This window comes from Yersinia artesiana, assembly GCF_902726545.1.
GTDB classification, from domain to species: domain Bacteria; phylum Pseudomonadota; class Gammaproteobacteria; order Enterobacterales; family Enterobacteriaceae; genus Yersinia; species Yersinia artesiana.
Genome location: NZ_CACVAD010000048.1, coordinates 12,476 through 35,038 on the forward strand (window position 1 = coordinate 12,476; position 22,563 = coordinate 35,038).

The window sequence follows — 22,563 nt, forward strand, 5'->3', positions numbered from 1 at the left end:
TTTTGTTTTCAAACAATCAGTTATTCAAACAAATTATGATGCAGCGTTTGTACCACTTTCTCTGCATCAGTGCCCGGCACCAGGAAGCACAGGTTGTGGCTGCTGGCTCCGTAACAAATCATGCGGATATTGAATGGGTCTAGCACGCCAAACACCTCTTTACCCACCCCGCAGGCTTGCGACAGGTTGTTTCCGATAATCGCCACCAATGCCAGATTTTCTTCCACTTCAACCCGGCACAGGGAGGAGAGTTCGGTCAACAATGAGCTGGTTAACAAGCTATCGCCAGTTGATGTCGAGCCGGTCGTATCCAGTGTCAGCGCTACACTCACTTCGGAGGTGGTTATCAAATCAACCGAAATATTGTGGCGCGCCAAAATATTAAAAACTTCGGCCAGAAAACCGCGTGCGTGCAGCATATTCAGGCTATGCAGGGTTAGCAGGGTTTGTTTGCGGCGTAATGCCAAGGCCCGGAACAATGGCGGATTGTACGTTTCATTGCACACTAAGGTGCCGCCTGCTGCGGGATCTTTACTCGATCCGACAAACACCGGAATGTCGCTGCGCACGGCTGGTAATAAGGTGGCCGGGTGCAGCACTTTGGCACCAAACGTCGCCATTTCAGCGGCTTCTTCAAAAGCGATTTTATCAATACGTTTTGCACCAGGAACTACGCGCGGGTCAGTGCTATAAATCCCTGGAACATCCGTCCAGATATCAATGCGGCTGACATTCAGCGCTTCCCCCAACAATGCAGCAGTGTAATCACTGCCACCCCGGCCTAGCGTGGTGGTGCGACCTTTACTTTCGCTACCAATAAAACCTTGCGTTACGATAATGGCGTGCGCGATACGTGGCGCTAATTGGGTCTGGGCCAGTTCGGATAATGCATGGGTATCTGGCTCGGCTCGGCCAAAGCGATCATTGGTGCGCATGATTTTGCGCACATCAAACCATTCCACCGCCACCTGGCGTTGGCGCAACAGTTCGACAAACAATAATGTCGACATTAATTCGCCGTGACTGACCAGTTCATCCGTCAGTGCTGCCGAGGTCGCCAGACTGGCCGCTTCTGACAGCATGGCAATGTTCTCCAGCATGCGGTCAATTTCTTCTCGGATAACGGCTGGGTCAGAAAGTTTAGCGAGAATGCTGTATTGAATACGGCGGATTTCATCTAAATGAAGGGCGCGCGTTTCCTGCTCGCAACCATCGGCCAGCGCGATCAACAGATTGGTAATCCCGGCTGAAGCCGACAGAATCACCAAACGAACATCCGGGTTCGATAAAACGACGTCAGCGCTGCGGCTCATGGCATCAAAATCAGCCACACTGGTACCACCAAATTTGGCGACGACAGTTGGAGATGGGGCGCTGCGAGCTTGTTGTTGTGAAGACTGTTGTTGTGAAGCCTGTCGTTGTGAAGCGGAAATCATCTAAAAAACCTCGTGTCAGATGCCATCTCGGGTGGTCGGCTATATTTTTCTCTGTACAAGGAAATAACGGGTTATCCACTTTCTGTCAATGAAATGGCTATGAGGTATTTTCATATTTAATAATATGCTCCCTCATATCACTAAATTGATTGGATACTGGCCTGAATGTGAGCGGCCACTATACTCGTCATACTTCAAGCTGCATGTGCGTTGGCTGCCTTCGCGCACCCCAGTCACTTACTTTATGTAAGCTCCAGGGGATTTACTCAGTTGCCGCCTTCCTGCAACTCGAATTATTTAGAGTATATGATTGAAGGTCTTCAGATTATGATTAAAAATCTTAAGATGAACTGAGGTATTGAGAAACATGGATCAGATCAATAGTTGTTTCGAGAGATAATACCTATCGCAAGAAAAGAGATCTCAATCACAGGGTAACAGGATACAATCAAGGTATTCGTTTCATTAATCCTTAAGCCTAGAAGAGCGCCGCTATGAAAAATATTAATCCTAGTCAAACCGCTGCCTGGAAAGCGTTACAGCAACACTTTGAACAGATGAAAGACGTCACTATCAGTAGTCTGTTTGCCAAGGACGACCAGCGTTTTAACAAGTTTTCAGCGACTTTTGACGATCAAATGCTGGTGGATTTTTCCAAAAACCGCATTACCGACGAAACCATGACAAAACTGCAAGCTCTGGCTAAAGAAACTGATCTGGCTGGTGCAATTAAAGCGATGTTCTCTGGTGAGAAAATCAACCGCACCGAAGACCGTGCCGTGCTGCATATTGCTCTGCGTAACCGCAGTAATACGCCGATTGTGGTCGATGGCAAAGATGTTATGCCAGAAGTGAATGCGGTTCTGGCGAAAATGAAAGATTTCTGTGACCGCGTGATTGGCGGCGAATGGAAAGGCTATACCGGTAAAGCTATTACTGATGTGGTGAATATCGGTATCGGTGGTTCAGATCTCGGCCCTTACATGGTGACCGAAGCGCTGCGTCCGTACAAAAATCATCTGAATATGCATTTTGTTTCTAACGTGGATGGCACCCATATTGCTGAAACGTTGAAACCGCTAAACCCGGAAACCACGCTGTTTTTGGTAGCATCAAAAACCTTTACCACCCAAGAAACCATGACCAACGCCCACAGTGCGCGTGACTGGTTCTTGTCTACCGCGAGTGATGAGAAGCATGTTGCGAAGCACTTTGCGGCATTGTCTACCAACGCCAAAGCCGTAGGCGAGTTTGGTATTGATACCAACAATATGTTTGAGTTCTGGGATTGGGTCGGTGGCCGTTATTCCCTGTGGTCAGCTATTGGTTTGTCTATCGCGCTGTCGGTTGGTTTCGAAAACTTCGAACAATTGCTCAGTGGCGCACATGCCATGGATAAACACTTTGCCGAAACTCCGGCTGAGAAAAACCTGCCGATTCTGCTGGCGTTGATTGGTATCTGGTACAACAATTTCTTTGGCGCAGAAACCGAAGCCATCCTGCCATATGACCAATATATGCACCGTTTCCCGGCTTACTTCCAGCAGGGCAATATGGAGTCCAACGGTAAATATGTAGATCGTAATGGCAATCCGGTTGATTACCAGACAGGCCCAATTATCTGGGGTGAACCAGGCACCAATGGTCAACATGCGTTTTATCAGTTGATCCATCAGGGTACCAAATTGGTTCCTTGTGATTTTATCGCACCAGCTATCAGTCATAACCCACTGAGTGACCATCACGCGAAACTGTTGTCTAACTTCTTTGCACAAACCGAAGCGCTGGCTTTTGGTAAATCATTGGCAGAAGTTGAAGCAGAATTTGCCGCAGCAGGCAAAACCCCTGAGCAAGTGGCTCATGTTGCGCCGTTCAAAGTGTTCGAAGGCAACCGCCCAACCAACTCTATCTTGCTGCGCGAAATCACGCCGTTCAGCCTGGGTGCATTGATTGCGCTGTATGAGCACAAGATCTTCACGCAAGGGGTTATCCTGAATATCTACTCCTTCGACCAATGGGGCGTAGAGCTGGGTAAACAACTGGCGAATCGTATTTTGCCAGAACTGGCGGATGACAAAGATGTGACCAGTCATGACAGTTCTACCAATGCGTTGATTAACCGTTTCAAGAGCTGGCGTTAAGCTAACGGGCTAAGCTCTTTGATCCGTGCTTATTAGCCCCTTACCTGGTAAGGGGCTTTTTTTCGGCCCGGATTATTTCACCTACTTTCAATAGGAATATTTATGGCCAAAAATTCGCGCTCACAGTGGATAGCCAAAAATCTACAGCGTTTACTGAATGTGGGGTTGATTGTATTAGCTGCTATTTTGGTGGTCTTTCTGATAAAAGAAACCTTCCATCTTGGGAAGGTCTTATTCGTCAATAATCAGGATGCGTCTTCTTACATGCTGATTGAAGGGATAGTGATCTACTTTCTGTACTTCGAGTTTATCGCGTTGATTGTTAAATACTTTGAGTCCGGTTATCACTTCCCACTGCGCTATTTTATTTATATCGGGATCACCGCAATTATCCGGTTGATCATTGTCGATCATGAGAATCCAATTGATACGCTGATTTATTCCGGCTCGATATTATTGCTGGTGGTGACTTTGTATTTAGCCAATACCGAGCGGCTGAAAAGAGAATAAAAATGGCGGCCATTACGGCCGCCCTAAAGACACAGTACCAGAGGGAAAATACAGCAAGTGGAGCAGCGGCATAAATTTTGATAACTGATAATGCGGACAGAAGGGGAAATGTTCCATTCGGGTCGTAGTGGCGTAAGCCACCGGAGCGCCCGTAGGAACAGTCACCCTTTAGCATCCATTTAACCTTTCACACCACCTGCCGTGAGGCCACCGACCAGCCAGCGCTGCGCCAGTAAGAAGACGGCGGTGATAGGGATAGCCGATAACACGGCGGCAGCGGCAAAATCGCCCCACAGATAGTTTTGCGGGTTCAAGTATTGCTGCATACCCACAGCCAGGGTGTAGCTGTCCACATCGCGTAACAGCAATGACGCGACCGGGACTTCGGTAATGGCGGCAATAAACGACAGAATAAAGACCACAGCTAAAATCGGTACCGACAGCGGCAACAGCACCAGTCTGAAAGCTTGCCATGGCGTAGCACCGTCCAGCGCGGCGGCTTCTTCCAATGAGTTATCAATGGTTTCGAAATAGCCTTTGATGGTCCAAACGTGCAGGGCAATCCCTCCCATATAAGCAAAAATTACGCCGCCGTGGGTATTCAGCCCAATAAACGGCATATATTGCCCAAGGCGGTCAAACAGGGCATATAACGCCACCAGTGACAGCACCGCAGGGAACATCTGGAAAATCAGCATACTTTTCAGCAGGGTGTCTTTGCCGCGAAAACGCATACGGGCAAAGGCGTAAGCACAAGTGGTGGATAGGGTGACAATACCAATGGCGGTAATCACCGCAATTTTGACTGAGTTCCACAGCCATAACATCACCGGGAATGGCGGCGGTGTCACGCTACCATCAGCATGGGTGACACTCATGCCCAGAGCCAGTTTCCAGTGTTCCCAGGAAATTTGATCCGGGATCAGGCTGCCAGTGGCAAAGTTACCGGGCCGCAGTGAAATGGTAATCACCATCAGTAGCGGAAACATAATCAGCGCGATAAAGCACAGCATTAAGAAATGAGTGCCAAATAGACGCAAACGCTGGGATTTAGGTTGAACCATAGCCATCTGCATCTCCTCCTTAGTCAAAATTCATTTTGCTGGCTTTCAAATTCAGTATCGCAAGTGCGCCTACCAGAATGAAAATCAGTGTTGCAATTGCCGCTGCCAGCCCGAAGTCTTGCCCACCTCCACCTTCAAAGGCGACACGATAGGTATAGTTAACCAGCAAATCGGTATATCCCGCAGGGGTACTGGTGCCAATCATATCCGGGCCGCCTCGGGTTAATAACTGAATCAGAACGAAGTTATTAAAGTTAAAGGCAAAACTGGCAATCATGAGCGGGGTCAGCGGCTTAATCAGCAACGGGAAGGTGATACGGAAAAAGTTCTGGAAAGGCCCAGCACCATCCATAGCCGATGCTTCATATAAGTCATCAGGGATAGCTTTCAACAGCCCCATACAGAGGATCATCATGTAGGGGTAACCCAGCCAGGTATTCACAATCAAAATCATACTTTTGGCAGTAATTGGGTCACTGAACCATTCGGGTTTGATACCAAATAACTGATTAAGCATCAGGTTAATTTCCCCGAAGCTTTGGTTAAATAACCCTTTGAAGATCAAAATTGAGATAAATGACGGAACCGCGTAGGGCAATATCAGCAGCACGCGATAGATAGCTTTACCTTTCAGGGCATCCCATTGCACCACGCAGGCCAGCACCATACCGACGGCCACGGTCAGGATGACACTCAAAACCGAGAAGAGGATGGTCCAGATAAAGATCGAGATAAAGGGCTTTTGGATTCCTTCATCTTGCAGTACCCGCAGGAAGTTTTTCCAGCCGATGGTGATAGTAAAACCGGGGCTGAGTTTTTCATTTTCCCACTGACCGTCAGCATTGATTGCCTGGTAAAAGCCAGTATCAAGGTTTGGTCGATATATCACACCTGTCTGCTGATTTTTAAGTTCTTTACCGTCAGCAGCTAATGTGTAAAGCGGGCTGGTTTCGGCGAATTGGCGCAGTGAACTCATGCGTAGCTCGCCCCCATTGGGCAAGACTGCCACCACGCCGCTAAGTGCCTGACGATTTTGGGTAATAATACGCAGTGAAGCGCGCTCGCCAGTCTGTTCAGCGCTGGCAGGGGCAAGATGCAGCAGTTGGCCGTTGACCGTATCAAAGCTGAAAGGCTCGGAAATCAGGATGTTACTATCATCCGGATTAGTCAGTTGCAAACGCCATTGGTTATCGCTGGGGTAAAGACCAAAAGTGTAGGTTTTACCGGTCTGGAATTGTCTATCCAGCAACACTGATTGGGCGCGTTCAAAAGTTAATTGGTTGGTACTGCTGTAATTGGTAAAGGCAATGGCAATAGTGCAAATCAAGGGGAACAGAACAAATAGCCCCATTCCTGCTACGCCGGGGTAAACATAACGCCAGGCATAAGCACGGCGATTGGCAAAAACGTACAGCCCCAGAGTCACCAGAATCAGCGTCACGATGGCAAAAAGATATTCGCCCTGAGAATACATCAACACGATTAAATAGCAGGTGAATAAACTTAAGATGCTGATAATCAGCCACTTAAGTGCATCACTTTGCCACCAGGCGGTTTTCTTTTTACGGCTTTGGTATTCGGTGTGGGATAACTGCATAATGTTCCCTTAAGCTCATTCTATTAGCGACTTCTACGACTGAAAACGGTGTCGGGGCACGGCGAACCGCGCCCCTTTTGCAGGTGAAACAGTTACTTAACGATACGAGCTGCGGCATCGTTCAATGCAGCTTCCACGGTCTGACGTCCACTGATGGCGTTTAACACCGCGCTGCGAGTTGCATACCAGAAGGCGGCCATTTGCGGAATATTAGGCATGATTTCGCCTTTGGTGGCGTTAGCCATCGTTGCCGCAATACGTGGATCTTTTGCCAGTTGCTCCTGGAATGATTTCAGTGCAACAGCACCCAGAGGCTTATCTTTATTGACTTCGGCCAGGCCTTGGTCAGTTATCAGATAGTTTTCCAGGAATTCAGTCGCCAGTTCTTTGTTCGGGCTGGCGGCGTTAATACCGGCAGTCAGAACACCCACGAACGGTTTGGAAGGTTGGCCGTGGAAGGTTGGCAGCAACGTCACGCCGTAGTTGATTTTACTCTTATCAATGTTAGACCATGCCCACGGGCCATTGATGGTCATCGCGGTTTCGCCTTTGTTAAAGGCCGCTTCTGCGATGGAGTAATCAGTATCAGCATTGATATGTTTGTTTTTCACCAAATCGACAATAAATTGCAGGCCGGCTTTGGCACCCGCATTATTCACGCCGACGTTTTTGACATCATAGACGCCATTTTCAGATTTGAAGGCATAACCGCCGTCAGCGGCGATAAGTGGCCAGGTGAAGTAGGGTTCTTGCAGGTTCCACATGATGGCGCTCTTGCCATTAGCACGCAGGGTAGTATCCAGTGCAGGAATCTCTTCCCAGGTCTTCGGTGCTTCTTTGATCAGGTCTTTGTTGTAAATCAGAGACAGTGCTTCGACCGCCACTGGGTAACCAATCAGTTTGCCATTAAAGCGTACGGCGTCCCAAGTGAACGGGAACAGTTTGTCCTGGAAAGCTTTAGATGGGTGCAATTCGGCCAGCAAGCCAGATTGCGCGTAGCCACCAAAGCGGTCATGTGCCCAGAAGATAATGTCCGGGCCATCACCGGTCGCAGCCACTTGTGGGAATTTTTCTTCCAGTTTATCTGGGTGCTCGATAGTGACTTTGATGCCGGTGTCTTTTTCAAATTTCTTACCGACTTCCGCCAAGCCGTTATAGCCTTTATCGCCATTAATCCAGATAACCAGTTTACCTTCTTCAATCTTGGCAAAAGCAGAGGAAGAGAGCACCAGTGTGGTTAACGCTGAAAGGGCCAAAACACGTGCGGTCTTACCAATGCCGGATTTTGTGAAGCTGCGAGTCATAATCCAATCCTTTTATCCAATTTTGTGGGTACCGACTTTCTTGTGAGTCATTACATTTATTACAGGGACTAATACATTACGCTGACATATTGAGTCACAACTAGATACACCATCATCCTCCCCCTCTCTACGCCCCCCAGCAAGTTATTGTGACCGACTTAACACTGCTGCCTATTCTGTGGTGTCAGGCACAATAATGTAGGTCGAAATTTGCGTGTCAGGTCACGTATTTGTATTTGTGATGGAACTTCTGCTCGCAGTGGTCGTTCTCTCATCCTCCCATCTCCTCCCCCATGAAAAACTTTGTTACGGATGATTACCAAATAGTGCTGCTCCCGCACTATCACCATCATTGAAAGCGGCACCGTCATTGAAACAGTGCCAGCACCATTGAAATAGCGTCACCAACCAAATGTGGTTGTTCGGTTAATTATTACCCAGGTAGATCAGGACGTTGCAGCGTTAACCAACGTGCGGCCCTATACTCAGGCCGCGATGTCGTCCGGGGCAACCTTGCTAAGGCATGGCGGTACGGCGCGCAGCAAGAGAGTCATCAGGGGACTGGGAGTAATCGATGGGTCATGCCGGAATTTGCTTCCGCCATTTTTCTTCAGTCAGGTTCATATGAAAAGTTGTTTGCGTAAGCAAGGGAGTAACAGATGGCTAATGTAACGCTGAGCGGCGTTTATAAGGCCTTTGGTGAGGCTGTGATTTCCAAAGACATCAATTTGGAAATCAATGACGGTGAGTTTGTTGTCTTTGTTGGGCCATCCGGGTGTGGAAAGTCAACACTGCTGCGGATGATTGCCGGTCTTGAAGATATTACTTCGGGTGAGTTGTTGATTGGCGGTAAACGAATGAATGAAGTGCCACCGTCTGAGCGCGGTATCGGCATGGTGTTCCAGTCATATGCGCTTTATCCCCATCTGTCTGTGGCAGAAAACATGTCTTTCGGCCTGAAGTTGGCCGGTGCGAAGAAAGCGGAAATTAACCAACGGGTGAATCAGGTAGCTGAAGTGCTGCAACTGGCTCACCTGCTGGAACGCCGACCTAAAGCGTTATCTGGTGGTCAGCGCCAACGTGTGGCTATTGGCCGTACTTTGGTCGCCGAGCCGGATGTCTTCCTGCTTGATGAACCGCTTTCCAACCTGGATGCAGCACTGCGAGTGCAGATGCGCATTGAGATATCACGCCTCCATAAGCGCCTGCAACGCACCATGATTTATGTCACCCACGACCAGGTCGAAGCCATGACCTTGGCCGACAAAATTGTGGTGCTGGACGCCGGCAATGTGGCGCAAGTCGGTAAGCCGCTAGAGCTGTACCACTACCCAGCCAACCGCTTTGTCGCGGGCTTTATCGGCTCGCCAAAAATGAATTTCTTACCGGTTAAAGTGACCGCCGTTGAACCTCATCAGGTGCAGATTGAACTGCCAAATCCTAATGGCCAGTTAGTGTGGCTGCCGGTGGAGGGTGAGAGGGTTCAGGTCGGTGCAAATATGTCTTTGGGTATCCGTCCGGAACATCTGCTGCCAAGCAGTGCCTCTGAAGTCACGCTGGAAGGCGAGATTCAGGTGGTAGAGCAACTGGGTAATGAGACTCAAATTCACATCCAAATCCCTGCAATACGTCAAAACCTGGTCTACCGCCAGAACGACGTGGTGCTGGTAGAAGAAGGTGCAACATTCGCCATCGGTCTGCCGCCATACCGCTGCCATCTGTTCCGTGAAGATGGCTCTGCGTGTAAGCGATTGTACCAAGAGCTGGGCGTCTAGTTACCACGACGACCGGTTTCGGAAAATGTTAAGCACGCATGCCGACAGGCAAATATAACAGGAGATTACTGATGACTACTCTGCGCAAGTTACCGATAGCACTGGCTGTTGCCGCTGGTGTCCTTTCCACCCAAGCTATGGCTGTTGATTTCCACGGGTATGCGCGTTCCGGTATCGGCTGGACGGGAAGTGGCGGTGAACAACAATGTTTCAAAACAACCGGTGCTCAAAGTAAATACCGTCTGGGTAACGAGTGTGAAACTTATGCGGAACTTAAATTAGGCCAGGAATTGTGGAAAGAAGGTGATAAGAGCTTCTACTTAGATACCAACGTAGCCTATTCCGTTTCACAACGTGATGACTGGGAATCCACTGACCCGGCTTTCCGTGAAGCCAACGTGCAGGGTAAGAATCTGATCGAATCCTTGCCGGGCTCCACCATGTGGGCAGGTAAGCGCTTCTATCAACGTCATGACGTCCATATGATTGACTTCTACTACTGGGATATTTCCGGCCCAGGTGCAGGTTTAGAGGCTATTGATCTGGGCTTCGGTAAATTGTCTGTGGCAGCAACCCGTAACTCAGAAGCGGGTGGTTCAAGTGCCTGGATCAATAATCAGCGCAAAGATGCCGATAAAACCATCAACGATGTTTACGATATCCGTTTAGCCGGCCTGGAAACTAACCCTGGTGGCTCATTGGAATTCGGTGTGGATTATGGCCGCGCCAACACTCAGGACGATTATTCATTAGCACCTAATGCCTCTAAAGATGGTGTGTTACTGACCGCTGAACATACTCAAAGCATGATGGGCGGCTTTAACAAATTTGTGATTCAGTATGCTACCGACTCTATGACTTCATGGAACAGCGGCCATTCACAGGGGACGTCTGTCAACAACAACGGCCACATGCTGCGTGTTATCGACCACGGTGCCATCAATCTGGCTGAGAAGTGGGACATGATGTATGTCGCGTTGTATCAGGATACTGACTGGGACAACAACAACGGCACCACTTGGTACAGCGTGGGTGTGCGCCCAATGTACAAATGGACGCCAATCATGAGTACCTTGCTGGAAGCGGGCTACGACAATGTTAAATCACAACGTACCGGCGACCGTAACGGCCAGTACAAACTGACCCTGGCACAACAATGGCAGGCAGGTGACAGCATTTGGTCTCGTCCGGCAATCCGTGTCTTTGCTACTTATGCCAACTGGGATGAGAAGTGGGGCTACAACAATGTCGATAAAAGCCCAGACAATGGCTTGGCACAAAACGGCACTATTGGTACCGATAGCCGTGGTAAGAGCAATGAAGTGACCTTCGGCGCGCAATTCGAAGCCTGGTGGTAACAGAAGTGATACAGCCGTCCTTTGGGGCGGCTGTTCTGTTTGCTGAAATAACTGTGTTACCGGTGTGCGGGCGATGGCCCGCATTCTGCTGACAACAAGAAACATACCCAAAATAGTTCGAGTTGCAGGAAGGCGGCAAGCGAGAGACAAATTGGTTGTAAACCATTTTGAACAGCGCTTGCGCTGGCCCGTAGGGTGAGCTGAGGCTCATAATCCCGATGAGCTTACATAAGTAAGTGATACGGGTGATTGAGTGAAGCCAACGCACATGCAGCTTGAAGTATGACGGGTAGATTGGTTAACTTTGCCGACCTTGCCTGTGCACAGTTAGCGCTGACGCTCAATGTACGAGGGTATAACAATGAAAAAGAATCTGCTGACACTCTGTCTGGCATTGGCTCTGGGGGTCACCGCACCTCTGGTAGTACAAGCCGAATCAACGATTTCTCCGGCGAATGTTTCTATCGCGCCGACTATCAGTACCGCGACTTTACAGCAGTTGCCCTGGCAGCCATTAGTGCCGCCGGTGACACAAGATATCAAACTGACCGCTTCCAGCCCGCAAATCTCTCAAGGGAATGTGGAAGGGGCGGTAGCCGCTTTTGCTTTACCAGCCGACCGTGGATCAATGGAGATCACGCTCAGCAGTTTAGTGACAGACAATCAGTTATTTGCTCCGAGCGTATTAGTGTTAGACGAACAAATGCGCCCGGCGGCTTATTACCCGTCCAGCTATTTCACTTATGAAAAAGCGGGCATCATGACTAGCGACCGTTTGCAAGGAGTGATGAAGTTGACTCCGGCGCTGGGACAAAAGCAGATCTATCTGTTGGTTTACACCACTCGTGATGATCTGGCTAAAACCACCAAACTACTGGATCCGGCGAAGGCTTATGCCATGGGCGTGGGTAATGCGGTGCCCGACATTCCAGATCCTATTGCCAAACATATCCCGACCGGTAATTTGAGAATTAAAGCCACTGCCGAGCAAGGCATGGGTAATGTGATGATTGGCTTAATACAGTCAACACCGGCATCAGCACCTGTAGTGGTGGGCAACACAGCCCAGCCTGCGGCAGTCTCGGCACCAGTAGCTGCAAAACCGGCAGAGCCAATGCTGAGTGAGACTGAAAACTACTTCAACCAGGCGATTAAAGACGCGGTGAAATCCGGTGATGTCGATAAGGCGCTGAAATTGTTGAACGAAGCGGAACATTTGGGCTCAACTTCAGCCCGAAAAACCTTTATTGGTAGTGTAAAAGGCAAGGGGTAAATCCCGGCACTGCCGAATATGGCTGGATGATTGGTGCGCCTCGGCGCACCTTTTTTCTTTGGGTTGTTCGGGACGGCTATTGCTACTCGTCACGCCTCACTTTGGTTAATTTCACCTTAAATATCAAATTCACTTATTTATTTTTTGCAGAAATACAAAGAGTAAATGAGCCTTCATAAGGCATGCGATTGGTTTTTTGTCGATATCATAAATGACATGAGGTCACTTTAAACGACTGCTCATTGTTCAACTGATTCAATTAAAGGAACTTATTGATGTTGAAAGAAGCCCAATTTTACGCATGGACTGGTGCACAACCTTGGTCGACGCCATTTGCGGCACAACCCTGCTTTTCGCCAATGACAGAAGATAATCTTTCGCTATTAACCCTAAGTTCTATCATGGCTGAGCTTACCTACCTTATGGAGGCGAAAGTACTGCCTTTAAAAGTGACGGCACGAGATAATCTTCTATTAGAAAAATTAGCAAAAGAGTTACCCAATGTCAGTTCTACTGCGGATCCGGTGTTCAGCCACGCGATACAGCTCATTGAACGATCCAGAGAATTGGACCAGCAAACGTGGATTAGACAATTTCCACAAATCAGTGATGCCCGAGTGGGAAGAATTGTCGATTTTTATCTACAACTTCATGATGTTGAAGGTGTGGAGTATGCCGGCAACTTAGATGATTTAACGCGTTTAAGGCCAGGATTAACGCCAGCTCAAGGGTATGAAAAAGCTCGTATTATCAGTTTGGAGCGGGAAACTTTTTTTAGATTGCGTCAGAAAGGATTGGCGCTGGCTAAAGATGAAAAACTCACGCCACTCGCCGCTCTTAGTCTTGCCTGGCGGCTATACCAACAGGATAAACCTACGCTGGTTGAGTTATCAGCCGCAATTTATCGACCTGAAAATAAAGAGATCCAACTTCAGGCAGCGCTACTTTATAACTATTCCCATTATGGCAATCGTTATGGTGAAATAACTGAGATTCCCACTGCGAACTTAAATGATTGGGGACTGGCGCAGCTGGGGGGGCCAGAACAATCGGTTTCCAGAGCGGTCAGGGCGTTAAGGGTTATCCATGAAGGAATGGATGCCCCGGCGGCAATATTGCAATCATCCGAGGCTTATCTTGCCAATGGATTTGTCCCGAAAAATGCCCAAGGGAGCTACCTAAAAAGGCAATCACCGGAATTGGCGGAGATGATTTTAAATGGGTGCGTCAAGATTGGATTTGACGTCTGTAGCCAGCAGGATTTCACGCAATTTCTCGATTTTAAACACGCAGTAGGCAGTCTGCCGTTTTCCCTCACCACTACGCTCAAGTTGCATTATCAATTGCAAGGCAAAGCCGTTGCCGAACTGGAAGGCAAGAATGCCGAGCAACTGTATAAGTTGTTGCTTCAAGAAGAGGAGCAGTTGCATCAAGCTGGTGGTGTGCGTTATAGCCCGACGGCAATCTTCTTATCTCATTTCAGTCAATCCAATGAAGTTGAACCTCTCAATTTTGATCACGCAGCGATTGTCTTCAACGGTATAGCTGGAGTTATTAATGAGTCTCATTTACCGACAGACGCTCAGATGGGTTTTGGTATCATAAAACGAGCGGCAGAAAATATTATTGCCCGTAAAGCTATGGATATGGAATATGTACGGTTTGGCGTTGAGCTTAAAGAATTGGCTAAATTTTTAGAGCCAAGCGACCCCTTATATATTCTGGCGCATTACCGACTTTATAAAACTGAGCAAGAAAAAATAGAGCGGCAATTAGATTATCTCGATATGCGTTTAGCCTATCGTCGTCTTCCTGATGCTTTTGATGAAGAGCAGGCAATAAGAGAGATTCTGACCGAAAAAGGGGTAAAGAATATTGATGATGACAGAAAATATTATTACCGCTATAGCGACCCGCATAAGCAAATTGATTCACCTGTTAATGAATTTAAACGGCGTCGCGATGCCAGTAATCGCTTTGTCGCTAATATGTCTATGCCCGGCAACAATGGCCGGTCGATTGATGTTTATAAAACGTTAGATGAGAAGAAAAATAAATATTACGAGGATATAAAGTCTCATCCGGCAATCCGGGCCCAGGCGATAGATATATTGCTTACCGAAGGCCAGCGGCCTGCTGGTGGGGTGCTGCAAAAAAAAATTAATGCCCTCGCCAGTGACTATCGGCCAGAGTCTGAGAATGCGCGTTTTTGGCGTAATGCCTGGACATCGTTAGAAGAACATTGGGTATGTAAACTACCGTTACCGAACCCGATGTGTACTATTGCCAGAGTCGAGGGGCCGCGTTCTCGTAACGAAAAGGAAAATATGGCCGCAGGTATGGTAGCTATGTTGATGGAAGCAGGTCAACTCAGAGGAATGGAACGCGGAGTGAAGTTGATTGAAAACCTGCCACAGGGCGTAAACTTGTTGGAATCCCCTGAGTCATTACCAACGGCACCTGAATTTGATCGTCAAATGATACAAAGCTCACACGGAAAGCCAATTGAAATACAACGTATTGAGCTTAAAGATCCTCAAATATCGGGTGGAATGCGTGAAGCCTGGGTAAGGCAGGGGAGCAGCGGTGCTTATTATTGGGAAGTTGATTTAGCGACCGGCAAGGACTTGGGGGTGGTGTTGAAATACGGCCCTGAGTTTTCGCCACAAGGCCGGCTACCGGGGGGCGGGCCATTTTTATCAAAAACGGCTCATCGTGACTTTAATCCTGAAATTAAATTAGGCAAACATATCGGCAGCGGGTTGACGGCTGAGGTCTATTTAGATGCCAATAACCCCGACTTTGTTTTAAAGAAAATAACGACTCGAGATAGTGTGCTTCTAAACAATGTATTCAAAAAAGAAGTTGAGTTTTTTAATCGATTCTACGGCGAGGGCGCTGCTGAATTAATTAGTGAAGGTAATCAACACTATATAAGAATGTATCGTGCACCAGGCAAAACACTGGCGGAGATTAAGACCAAGGTTTACCCAACTAATGCGAGAGAGCGGTTTTTAAGCATGATGGACGATTTAGGCTATTACAATATCATCCATAATGATTTGAATTTTACTAATGTTTTTTATGATGAGAAAACTAACACCTTTTATCCTATCGACTTCGGTAACGCTGAGGATGGATATTATTCTCCAAGGGATCAGGATAACGGCAAGCAAACCTGGGGAGTTAAGATGAGGGTTGGATTTATCTTTGAACATATTGGTGAGTATACCCGCCATTAGGCCGTTCATTTCGTTAGGTAATAAAAAGCAACCTGATGTCGCCAGCAGCCCATTCTGCGCTACAATGGCTCTCTATTGGCGAATTAGCGGGGGTAGATTTTTATCCCCGGCAGGGAGTTGTATGTCTACCGGTGATGCATCAATTATAAAACCTATCCAATGGTGTGCCATTGAGCAGCCGAATTTACCAACTGATATCGCGGATTGGTTGATGGAATTAGGTTCGATGACCCGACGTTTTGAGCAACATTGCCAACGGGTTCATGTCGAGCCACAGCGAGAATGCTTTATTACACGTCATGCATTAGGCGAAGATGCTGAGCATCTGCCGGTAAGTGAGCGCTATTGGCTGCGCGAGATTGTGTTGTGTGGTGACAATGAGCCGTGGCTGCTGGGGCGTACTATCATCCCCGAAGAAACACTGTCTGGCCCTGATCGGGCGCTGGTGGATTTAGGCACATTACCTCTTGGCCGTTATTTATTTGGTGGTAACAATTTAACCCGGGATTATATTCAAGTCGGGAAACAGGAGGAGCTTTGGGCGCGTCGTTCATTGCTGCGCTTGTCTGGTAAGCCCCTGTTATTGACTGAAGTTTTTTTGCCGGCCTCGCCGCTTTATTCGATTTAAGGGTTGGTGAGATTTTGGAGAGCGAGAAATTGAAGGGAAGTGATGTTCAAAACAAATGGCGGGCTTATTGCCGTTTGATGCGTATCGATAAGCCCATTGGCTCATTATTACTGTTGTGGCCGACACTGTGGGCATTATGGTTGGCAGGGAAAGGTATTCCCGACACCAAGATATTGATTGTTTTTGTCTTGGGCGTTTTTTTTATGCGCGCGGCTGGGTGTGTCGTCAATGATTACGCTGACCGACGCATTGACGGTTTTGTGAAACGCACCGCATCACGGCCATTACCTAGCGGCCTTATCAGTGAAAAAGAAAGCAAAGTCCTGTTTGTCGTCTTGGTATTGCTCTCGTTTGGGCTGGTATTAACGCTCAATAGCATGACTATCTGGCTGTCACTGGCAGCACTGGCGTTGGCTTGGGTTTACCCCTTTATGAAGCGGGTGACACATCTACCACAGGTGGTCTTGGGTGCAGCCTTTGGCTGGTCAATTCCCATGGGGTTTGCTGCTGTTAGTGAAAGTTTACCTTTGGTCTGTTGGCTACTTTTATTGGCGAATATCTGCTGGACGGTGGCTTATGATACCCAATATGCCATGGTTGACCGTGACGATGACCTGAAGATTGGCGTCAAATCTACGGCGATTTTATTTGGTCAGCAGGACAAACTGATTATTGGTTTGCTGCAACTGGCAACGCTGATTCTGATGGTGACTATTGGCTGGCTGATGAATCTTGGCGGAGCATTTTATTGGTCAATCCTGTTGGCTGGCGCATTGTTTGTCCACCAACAGAAGATGATTGCCGGGCGTGAGCGAGATCCATGCTTCCGCGCGTTTTTGAACAACAATTACGTGGGATTGGTGTTGTTTCTCGGTATTTTCATTAGTTATCTATAAAAAAAATGGCCAGATGATGAATCCGGCCATTTTTGTTTTTGCTTATTAGTAGCGCGAAGAGTTAGTTTTCTTCTTTATCCTCTGCCTCGGGTTCTGGCAGCAGGTTATTGGTTTCTGCCGGCATACTGACACTTTCAATCGTCAGCTTCACTTCCGGTGTCATCAATGCGCTCAGCATATTATAAACTTCCAGCGTATGTTCCTGAATAGCATCGCCGCTATCACTAATATAACCCTCTTCGCGCAAGGTGCCTACCAGAGTTGAGAACACCGCTTTATCGAAGAATTCCGGTGCGTTAATCCCATGCAGCACAGACAAACGCTGCGCCATAATGCGGCTCTCTTTCTCCAGCGCACCCCGATTGATACTTGGGTTCGCACTCAGTAATGACAGAGTAATCGCATAACGTTGCAGGGTTTCTCGCACCCCCGCTGCCAGTAATTGCAGTGGGCGAATACGGGCTGGGTTCAGCACCAACTCGCTCCCTTTGTCGCAAATCAACTGCTGGCGCGCCAGTTCATCAATCAGCGTATCCAGGGTCTGTGGCAATTCCTCTTTGCTGTAATGCAGGAATAGCTCAGCTTTCAGCATTGGGTAGATCATGCTGATTTGACGTAACAATTCGGCGCGGGTAATTCGCCGCTGGTACATTACCATGCTGGCAATCAGCGATGGCAGGATCAGCAAGTGCTGGATGTTGTTGCGATAGTAGGTCATCAGCACGGCTTGTTCCCGTGGCAGGATGATAATGTCACCAATATTGTCTTTCTCTACCTCGAACTTATTCATATTCAAGGCGTGATTAAGTAACTCTTCCGGCGTTTTATCCGGCACGGTGACATCTTTCGCATAAGGCACATTGCGCATCAGTTGCAAATAGCAATCAAGTTGCTCCAGTAACTGCTCGCGGGTGAGTGAACGCTGACGTGAAGCTAACAACGCAGTAGAACACAGGTTCATGGCATTGGCTGCCGCCGCATTGTTAATTCGGACCATAATCTTACCGGCCAAATCATTCACCGCCGGCGTCAGCCAGCTTGGGCGCTGCGCTTCAATAGGATCAATAGCATCACGCCATTGCGGCACATTGGTATTCAGATAGGTGGTCAACGGTATCGGATCACCAAAGTTGACGTAGCCCTGACCAAGATTGCGCAGCTTGCGCAAGCCCCGCAACATCTGCAACAGGCTCTCTTTCTCTTTAGTCGCGCCACGTAGCTCTTTGGCGTAAGTACCCACTTCCATCACATGCTCGTAGCCGATGTAAATTGGTACTAAGGTGATTGGGCGTGAGCCGCCGCGCAGCATCGCCTGTATAGTCATCGACAGTGTGCCGGTTTTTGGCTCCAGCAGGCGGCCAGTACGTGAGCGCCCACCTTCAACAAAGTATTCCACTGAGTAGCCACGGGTGAATAACTCACCCAGATATTCACGGAACACGGTGGAATAGAGTTTGTTGCCTTTAAAGGTACGGCGGATAAAGAATGCACCTAAACGGCGGAAGATCGGGCCAGCAGGCCAGAAATTAAGGTTAATACCGGCAGCAATATGCGGTGGCACCAGCCCCTGGTGATAAAGGACATAAGAGAGCAGTAGGTAATCCATGTGGCTGCGGTGGCAAGGGACATAGACGATTTCATGGCCATCTTGCGCCAACTGCCGTACTCGCTCTGCATTATGGACATTAATCCCCTGATACAAACGGTTCCACGTCCAGCTCAAAACCCGATCCGACAGACGCACAGCTTCATAAGAGAAGTCGGCGGCAATTTCTTCCATCAGCGTTATGGCGTTTTGCTGCGCTTTCTCATGGGAGATTTTCTTGGCGCGAGCTTCATCAGCGACCGCTTTTTCAATCGCTTTGGATGCTAATAGCTTCTTGAACAGGTCTTGACGTGCCGGTAGGCTCGGACCAACCGCAGCCAAACGCTGGCGCGAGAAGTGCATCCGCGCGACGCGTGCCAGTTTGTGGGCAATCGTTTTATCTGTACCATGCTCGCTGGCCATCCGGCGCAGTGAAACCGTAGTCGAGAAACGCACAAAACTATCGCGGCCCAGCCACAATACTGCAAAGAATTTCTGCACACCGTTCAGTACGCGCAGATGTGGCGTACCGTGGCCTTCGCGCCCTGGCGAGCGGCCAAACATCACCGATACCGGCAGCATTTGTATATCCAGCTCCGGATTGTTGCGGTGCAGATCGAGGTAATCGTGAAATATTTTTACCGATTCCTGCTTCGGGGCGTAATAGCGAAACACCCTTGGGCCGTTATCGATAAAGACATGGCTGGGGAGTTGCACGCCATCGATTTCCAATGGAATCAATGGGTCGGGCAGATCCTGTGCCTGACACTGCGCTCGCAAAGTCAGTAAATCAGCCTTAGAATTGTAAGGCAAAACGTACAGAATAGGACGAGACGGGTCTAACCCTAACTCAGTCACAGGATCTGCCGGAATAACCTTGCTTTTTACCAACAATTTAAGTGGTAAATTCAATAACTTATAATATATTTTACGCCAACCTGACATAACTACATGAAGCCTCTTGTTAGCAATTCGTCGCAAGGATACCAGAAACTGGTTTTGAGATCTGTGGTGATGAGACAACAGAAAGCGGCAAAAATCATCATTAACTTAAGATAAAGGCAATAAAATATGGCGAATCAGTCAACAGGATTAACCCGAATCTATAAAGCCGCCGGTTATTCTGTGAAAGGTTTAACCGCAGCCTGGAAAAATGAAGCCGCATTTCGCCAGGAAGCAGTGGCTGCCATACTCGCTATCATACTGGCCTTCTGGCTGGATGTAGATGCCATAGCGCGCATTTTATTGATCGCGAGTGTGGTATTAGTCATCATTGTTGAAGTTATCAATAGTGCAATTGAAGCGGTGGTGGACCGCATCGGCAGTGAGCTCCACGAATTATCCGGCCGGGCCAAAGATATGGGATCTGCTGCCGTGTTTCTGGCCATTTTGTTGGCGCTATTTATATGGGTAACAGTGCTCTGGCAACATGTCGGCTAAGAATGCGACGAACAACGCTGTGGATGTGAACAGTGATTAATCCCTGTTTTTATTCACTCTTTGGTTCCCAATACCCGCTTACCTGTATATACTCACAGCAAGACTGTATAAACAAACAGGGGGCGGAATGAAAGCACTTACTACCAGACAGCAAGAGGTTTATGACCTTGTGCGCGATCACCTATCGCAAACAGGTATGCCACCGACCCGTGCCGAAATTGCGCAGCGTCTGGGGTTTCGCTCTCCTAACGCTGCTGAAGAGCATTTAAAAGCACTGGCCCGTAAGGGTGTTATCGAGATTGTCTCCGGCGCTTCTCGCGGTATCCGTCTGTTGATGGAAGAGGAAGATGGTTTACCACTGATTGGCCGGGTTGCCGCAGGTGAACCACTATTAGCGCAGCAACACATTGAAGGGCACTATAAAGTTGATCCTTCCATGTTTAAACCGAGCGCAGATTTCCTGCTGCGGGTGAATGGCATGTCGATGAGAGATATCGGTATTCTGGACGGCGACTTGCTGGCAGTACATAAAACTCAGGATGTGCGTAATGGGCAAGTGGTTGTTGCGCGTATTGACGATGAAGTAACAGTAAAACGTTTGAAAAAACAAGGTAATATCGTACAACTTCTGCCAGAAAACAGTGAATTTCAGCCGATTGTAGTTGATCTGCGTGAGCAAAACTTCACTATTGAAGGATTGGCTGTTGGCGTTATCCGCAACGGCGATTGGATCTGATTTTAGTCGTTCATATATACCCTTCAATATGAAGGGTATATAATTTATTTTAATGCCTTTCATATTCCCCCTTATTTAGTTTGAGAACATTCCGATAATAAGTTATTACTTGCTGTTTTAACTGAATATTACGAATTTTTATTTTCTGTTTATTATCGAAGTCGTAGTGATTAATATTAGTCTGACTTTAATTATCAGTATCCTCTGCTATAGTTATTCATACGGTAAGCGAAGCAACGATATTTAATTTTAGTTATTTACCGTGTTGAATTAAATAAACTGACTAATCCTAAGGTAACGGAGATATTATGAATAAAGATCAAGCCGACGGTAACTGGAAGCAGTTTAAAGGTAAAGTGAAAGAGAAATGGGGCAAGCTAACCGATGATGACTTGACAGTCATTGAAGGTAAACGTGATCAGTTGGTGGGTAAGATCCAGGAGAAATACGGCTATCAGAAAGAGCAAGCCGAGAAAGAAGTTAAAGCCTGGGAAGACCATAGCAAATATCGCTGGTAGTCGCGTTAAACGGAATTAAACTAATATCGATATAAATATATTGAGTCTCTGGTGTTCGTAGAATGCTTATTTATAAACAACCATTCGTTTTTTGTGTTTTTTAAAATTAAAATGAGTGGCGACTTTAATAATTAACAATATTCAATTGATGCCATATTTATATCGAATTAGCACAAGGAAGTGCCTTATTTTATTTAAAGTCTATCCATATTTTCTACGGCTCTAATTCTACTCATGTTTATCCTGCCGCCTATCTGGCGACAGCTTACTTTTACCACCAGGGACTATTTCTTTTTTGTCACAATAGAATGGTCATGATCACAATGATCATGGCTTTCGCATGCTTCGACTTCCCCACATTCAGCACATAAACCATGAGCTTCAACCACCGTGTGGCGTAAGGTAAAGCCAGACTGTTTGGCCAGCAGCGCCAGAGATTCTTCAATGCCGACAGTAGTCCGTTCAGTCACTATCTTGCAGCGATCACAGATAAAGAGTGCCGAAGTATGGGTTGGCTCTTCAAAATGGTGACACAACACATAACTATTGGCGGACTCAACACGGTGAATAAACCCCTGCTCAAGCAAGAAATCCAATGCGCGGTAGACTGTTGGCGGTTTAGCTTGTGGTTCAGAAACACGCAGTAAGTCCAACAGATCATAAGCACTGATTGCGCCAGGTTGCTGTGTCATCAAACGCAAGACTTCAAGACGTTGCGGTGTCAGTCGGACGTTACGTTGTTGGCACAGGCTTTCAGCCTGAGCAAGCAGCTTTTCCTGATTGATAGGGTTCATCATTGTCTTCTCGCAGTGCTAGTTATAGGCAGACTTTACCATATTTACAGTAGTCAGCATAATAACAGGTGTTTAGATCGATTGATGGTTTGCAGTTCACAAACCCAACCTCATCTATTGGTATCAGTTGAAGTGGACTTCATTTAAGAGAAAGGGAATGTTATATAGTGAGTTAATTTGAGTTGTGAAATTTAATAAAATCATCTGCTTGTATTAATCTGTTTACCTGTCTCTATCTTTTTATCTATAATACTTTTAGTGTAATA

General features: G+C 47.6%; 17 protein-coding genes and 1 pseudogene. 12 read left to right on the forward strand and 6 right to left on the reverse strand.

Annotation, left to right across the window (positions count from 1 at the left end; translation table 11 throughout):
* Positions 1 to 20: 20 nt before the first annotated feature.
* Positions 21 to 1,436, reverse strand: coding sequence for a lysine-sensitive aspartokinase 3 (lysC, locus tag HU019_RS15515; protein ID WP_174849837.1), 1,416 nt, complete (start codon positions 1,434 to 1,436; stop codon positions 21 to 23).
* 494 nt (positions 1,437 to 1,930) lie between these two features.
* Between lysC and pgi the strand changes: the two genes are divergently transcribed.
* Both pgi and psiE read left to right on the forward strand, forming a co-directional pair.
* Positions 1,931 to 3,577 (forward strand): glucose-6-phosphate isomerase, encoded by a 1,647-nt coding sequence (gene pgi / locus HU019_RS15520; RefSeq protein ID WP_174849838.1) that lies wholly within the window; start codon positions 1,931 to 1,933, stop codon positions 3,575 to 3,577.
* 102 nt (positions 3,578 to 3,679) lie between these two features.
* A complete protein-coding gene (psiE, locus tag HU019_RS15525; RefSeq protein WP_019080122.1) occupies positions 3,680 to 4,087 on the forward strand; it encodes a phosphate-starvation-inducible protein PsiE in 408 nt (135 codons plus the stop codon).
* A gap of 179 nt (positions 4,088 to 4,266) precedes the next feature.
* On the opposite strand, the gene malG is transcribed toward psiE, so the two are convergent.
* The 3 genes from malG to malE form a co-directional block, all read right to left on the reverse strand.
* Positions 4,267 to 5,157, reverse strand: a complete 891-nt coding sequence (malG, locus tag HU019_RS15530; RefSeq protein ID WP_005165723.1) for a maltose ABC transporter permease MalG — start codon at positions 5,155 to 5,157, stop codon at positions 4,267 to 4,269.
* Positions 5,158 to 5,170: 13 nt separating this feature from the next.
* On the reverse strand, positions 5,171 to 6,748 hold the full coding sequence (gene malF, locus HU019_RS15535; RefSeq protein WP_174849839.1) for a maltose ABC transporter permease MalF: 1,578 nt from the start codon (positions 6,746 to 6,748) through the stop codon (positions 5,171 to 5,173).
* Positions 6,749 to 6,840: 92 nt separating this feature from the next.
* Positions 6,841 to 8,052, reverse strand: a complete 1,212-nt coding sequence (malE, locus tag HU019_RS15540) for a maltose/maltodextrin ABC transporter substrate-binding protein MalE (protein WP_005165720.1) — start codon at positions 8,050 to 8,052, stop codon at positions 6,841 to 6,843.
* A 414-nt stretch (positions 8,053 to 8,466) separates the two neighbouring features.
* On the opposite strand from malE, the pseudogene HU019_RS20335 reads away from it, so the two are divergent.
* The 7 genes and pseudogenes from HU019_RS20335 (at position 8,467) to ubiA (ending at position 17,224) form a co-directional block, all read left to right on the forward strand.
* Positions 8,467 to 8,696: pseudogene (locus HU019_RS20335) on the forward strand (hypothetical protein).
* A 15-nt stretch (positions 8,697 to 8,711) separates the two neighbouring features.
* Complete coding sequence (gene malK, locus HU019_RS15545) at positions 8,712 to 9,827, forward strand: maltose/maltodextrin ABC transporter ATP-binding protein MalK (protein ID WP_174849840.1); 1,116 nt, start codon at positions 8,712 to 8,714, stop codon at positions 9,825 to 9,827.
* Between the two features lie 71 nt (positions 9,828 to 9,898).
* The gene (locus tag HU019_RS15550) at positions 9,899 to 11,185 is read left to right on the forward strand and encodes a maltoporin (RefSeq protein ID WP_174849841.1); all 1,287 of its coding nucleotides are present in this window, start codon (positions 9,899 to 9,901) and stop codon (positions 11,183 to 11,185) included.
* A gap of 361 nt (positions 11,186 to 11,546) precedes the next feature.
* Positions 11,547 to 12,458, forward strand: coding sequence for a maltose operon protein MalM (gene malM, locus HU019_RS15555; RefSeq protein ID WP_174849842.1), 912 nt, complete (start codon positions 11,547 to 11,549; stop codon positions 12,456 to 12,458).
* Between the two features lie 275 nt (positions 12,459 to 12,733).
* A complete protein-coding gene (locus HU019_RS15560; protein ID WP_174849843.1) occupies positions 12,734 to 15,700 on the forward strand; it encodes an OspG family effector kinase in 2,967 nt (988 codons plus the stop codon).
* A 121-nt stretch (positions 15,701 to 15,821) separates the two neighbouring features.
* Entirely contained in the window at positions 15,822 to 16,328 is a 507-nt protein-coding gene (ubiC, locus tag HU019_RS15565) for a chorismate lyase (protein WP_174849844.1), read from the forward strand.
* A 29-nt stretch (positions 16,329 to 16,357) separates the two neighbouring features.
* Positions 16,358 to 17,224 carry a 4-hydroxybenzoate octaprenyltransferase gene (gene ubiA, locus HU019_RS15570; protein WP_174849848.1) on the forward strand — a complete coding sequence of 289 codons (867 nt, stop codon included), beginning with the start codon at positions 16,358 to 16,360 and terminating at the stop codon, positions 17,222 to 17,224.
* Between the two features lie 61 nt (positions 17,225 to 17,285).
* Here the strand turns inward: ubiA and plsB are convergent, their stop codons facing one another.
* Positions 17,286 to 19,754 (reverse strand): glycerol-3-phosphate 1-O-acyltransferase PlsB, encoded by a 2,469-nt coding sequence (plsB, locus tag HU019_RS15575; protein ID WP_174849845.1) that lies wholly within the window; start codon positions 19,752 to 19,754, stop codon positions 17,286 to 17,288.
* Positions 19,755 to 19,880: 126 nt separating this feature from the next.
* Here plsB and HU019_RS15580 point away from each other — a divergent pair, with 126 nt between their 5' ends.
* The 3 genes from HU019_RS15580 (at position 19,881) to HU019_RS15590 (ending at position 21,503) form a co-directional block, all read left to right on the forward strand.
* On the forward strand, positions 19,881 to 20,249 hold the full coding sequence (locus HU019_RS15580) for a diacylglycerol kinase (protein ID WP_174849846.1): 369 nt from the start codon (positions 19,881 to 19,883) through the stop codon (positions 20,247 to 20,249).
* Between the two features lie 127 nt (positions 20,250 to 20,376).
* Entirely contained in the window at positions 20,377 to 20,985 is a 609-nt protein-coding gene (gene lexA / locus HU019_RS15585) for a transcriptional repressor LexA (protein WP_050078169.1), read from the forward strand.
* Between the two features lie 308 nt (positions 20,986 to 21,293).
* The gene (locus tag HU019_RS15590; protein ID WP_004391853.1) at positions 21,294 to 21,503 is read left to right on the forward strand and encodes a CsbD family protein; all 210 of its coding nucleotides are present in this window, start codon (positions 21,294 to 21,296) and stop codon (positions 21,501 to 21,503) included.
* A gap of 284 nt (positions 21,504 to 21,787) precedes the next feature.
* Here the strand turns inward: HU019_RS15590 and zur are convergent, their stop codons facing one another.
* Positions 21,788 to 22,297, reverse strand: a complete 510-nt coding sequence (gene zur / locus HU019_RS15595; protein WP_174849849.1) for a zinc uptake transcriptional repressor Zur — start codon at positions 22,295 to 22,297, stop codon at positions 21,788 to 21,790.
* Positions 22,298 to 22,563: the final 266 nt, after the last annotated feature.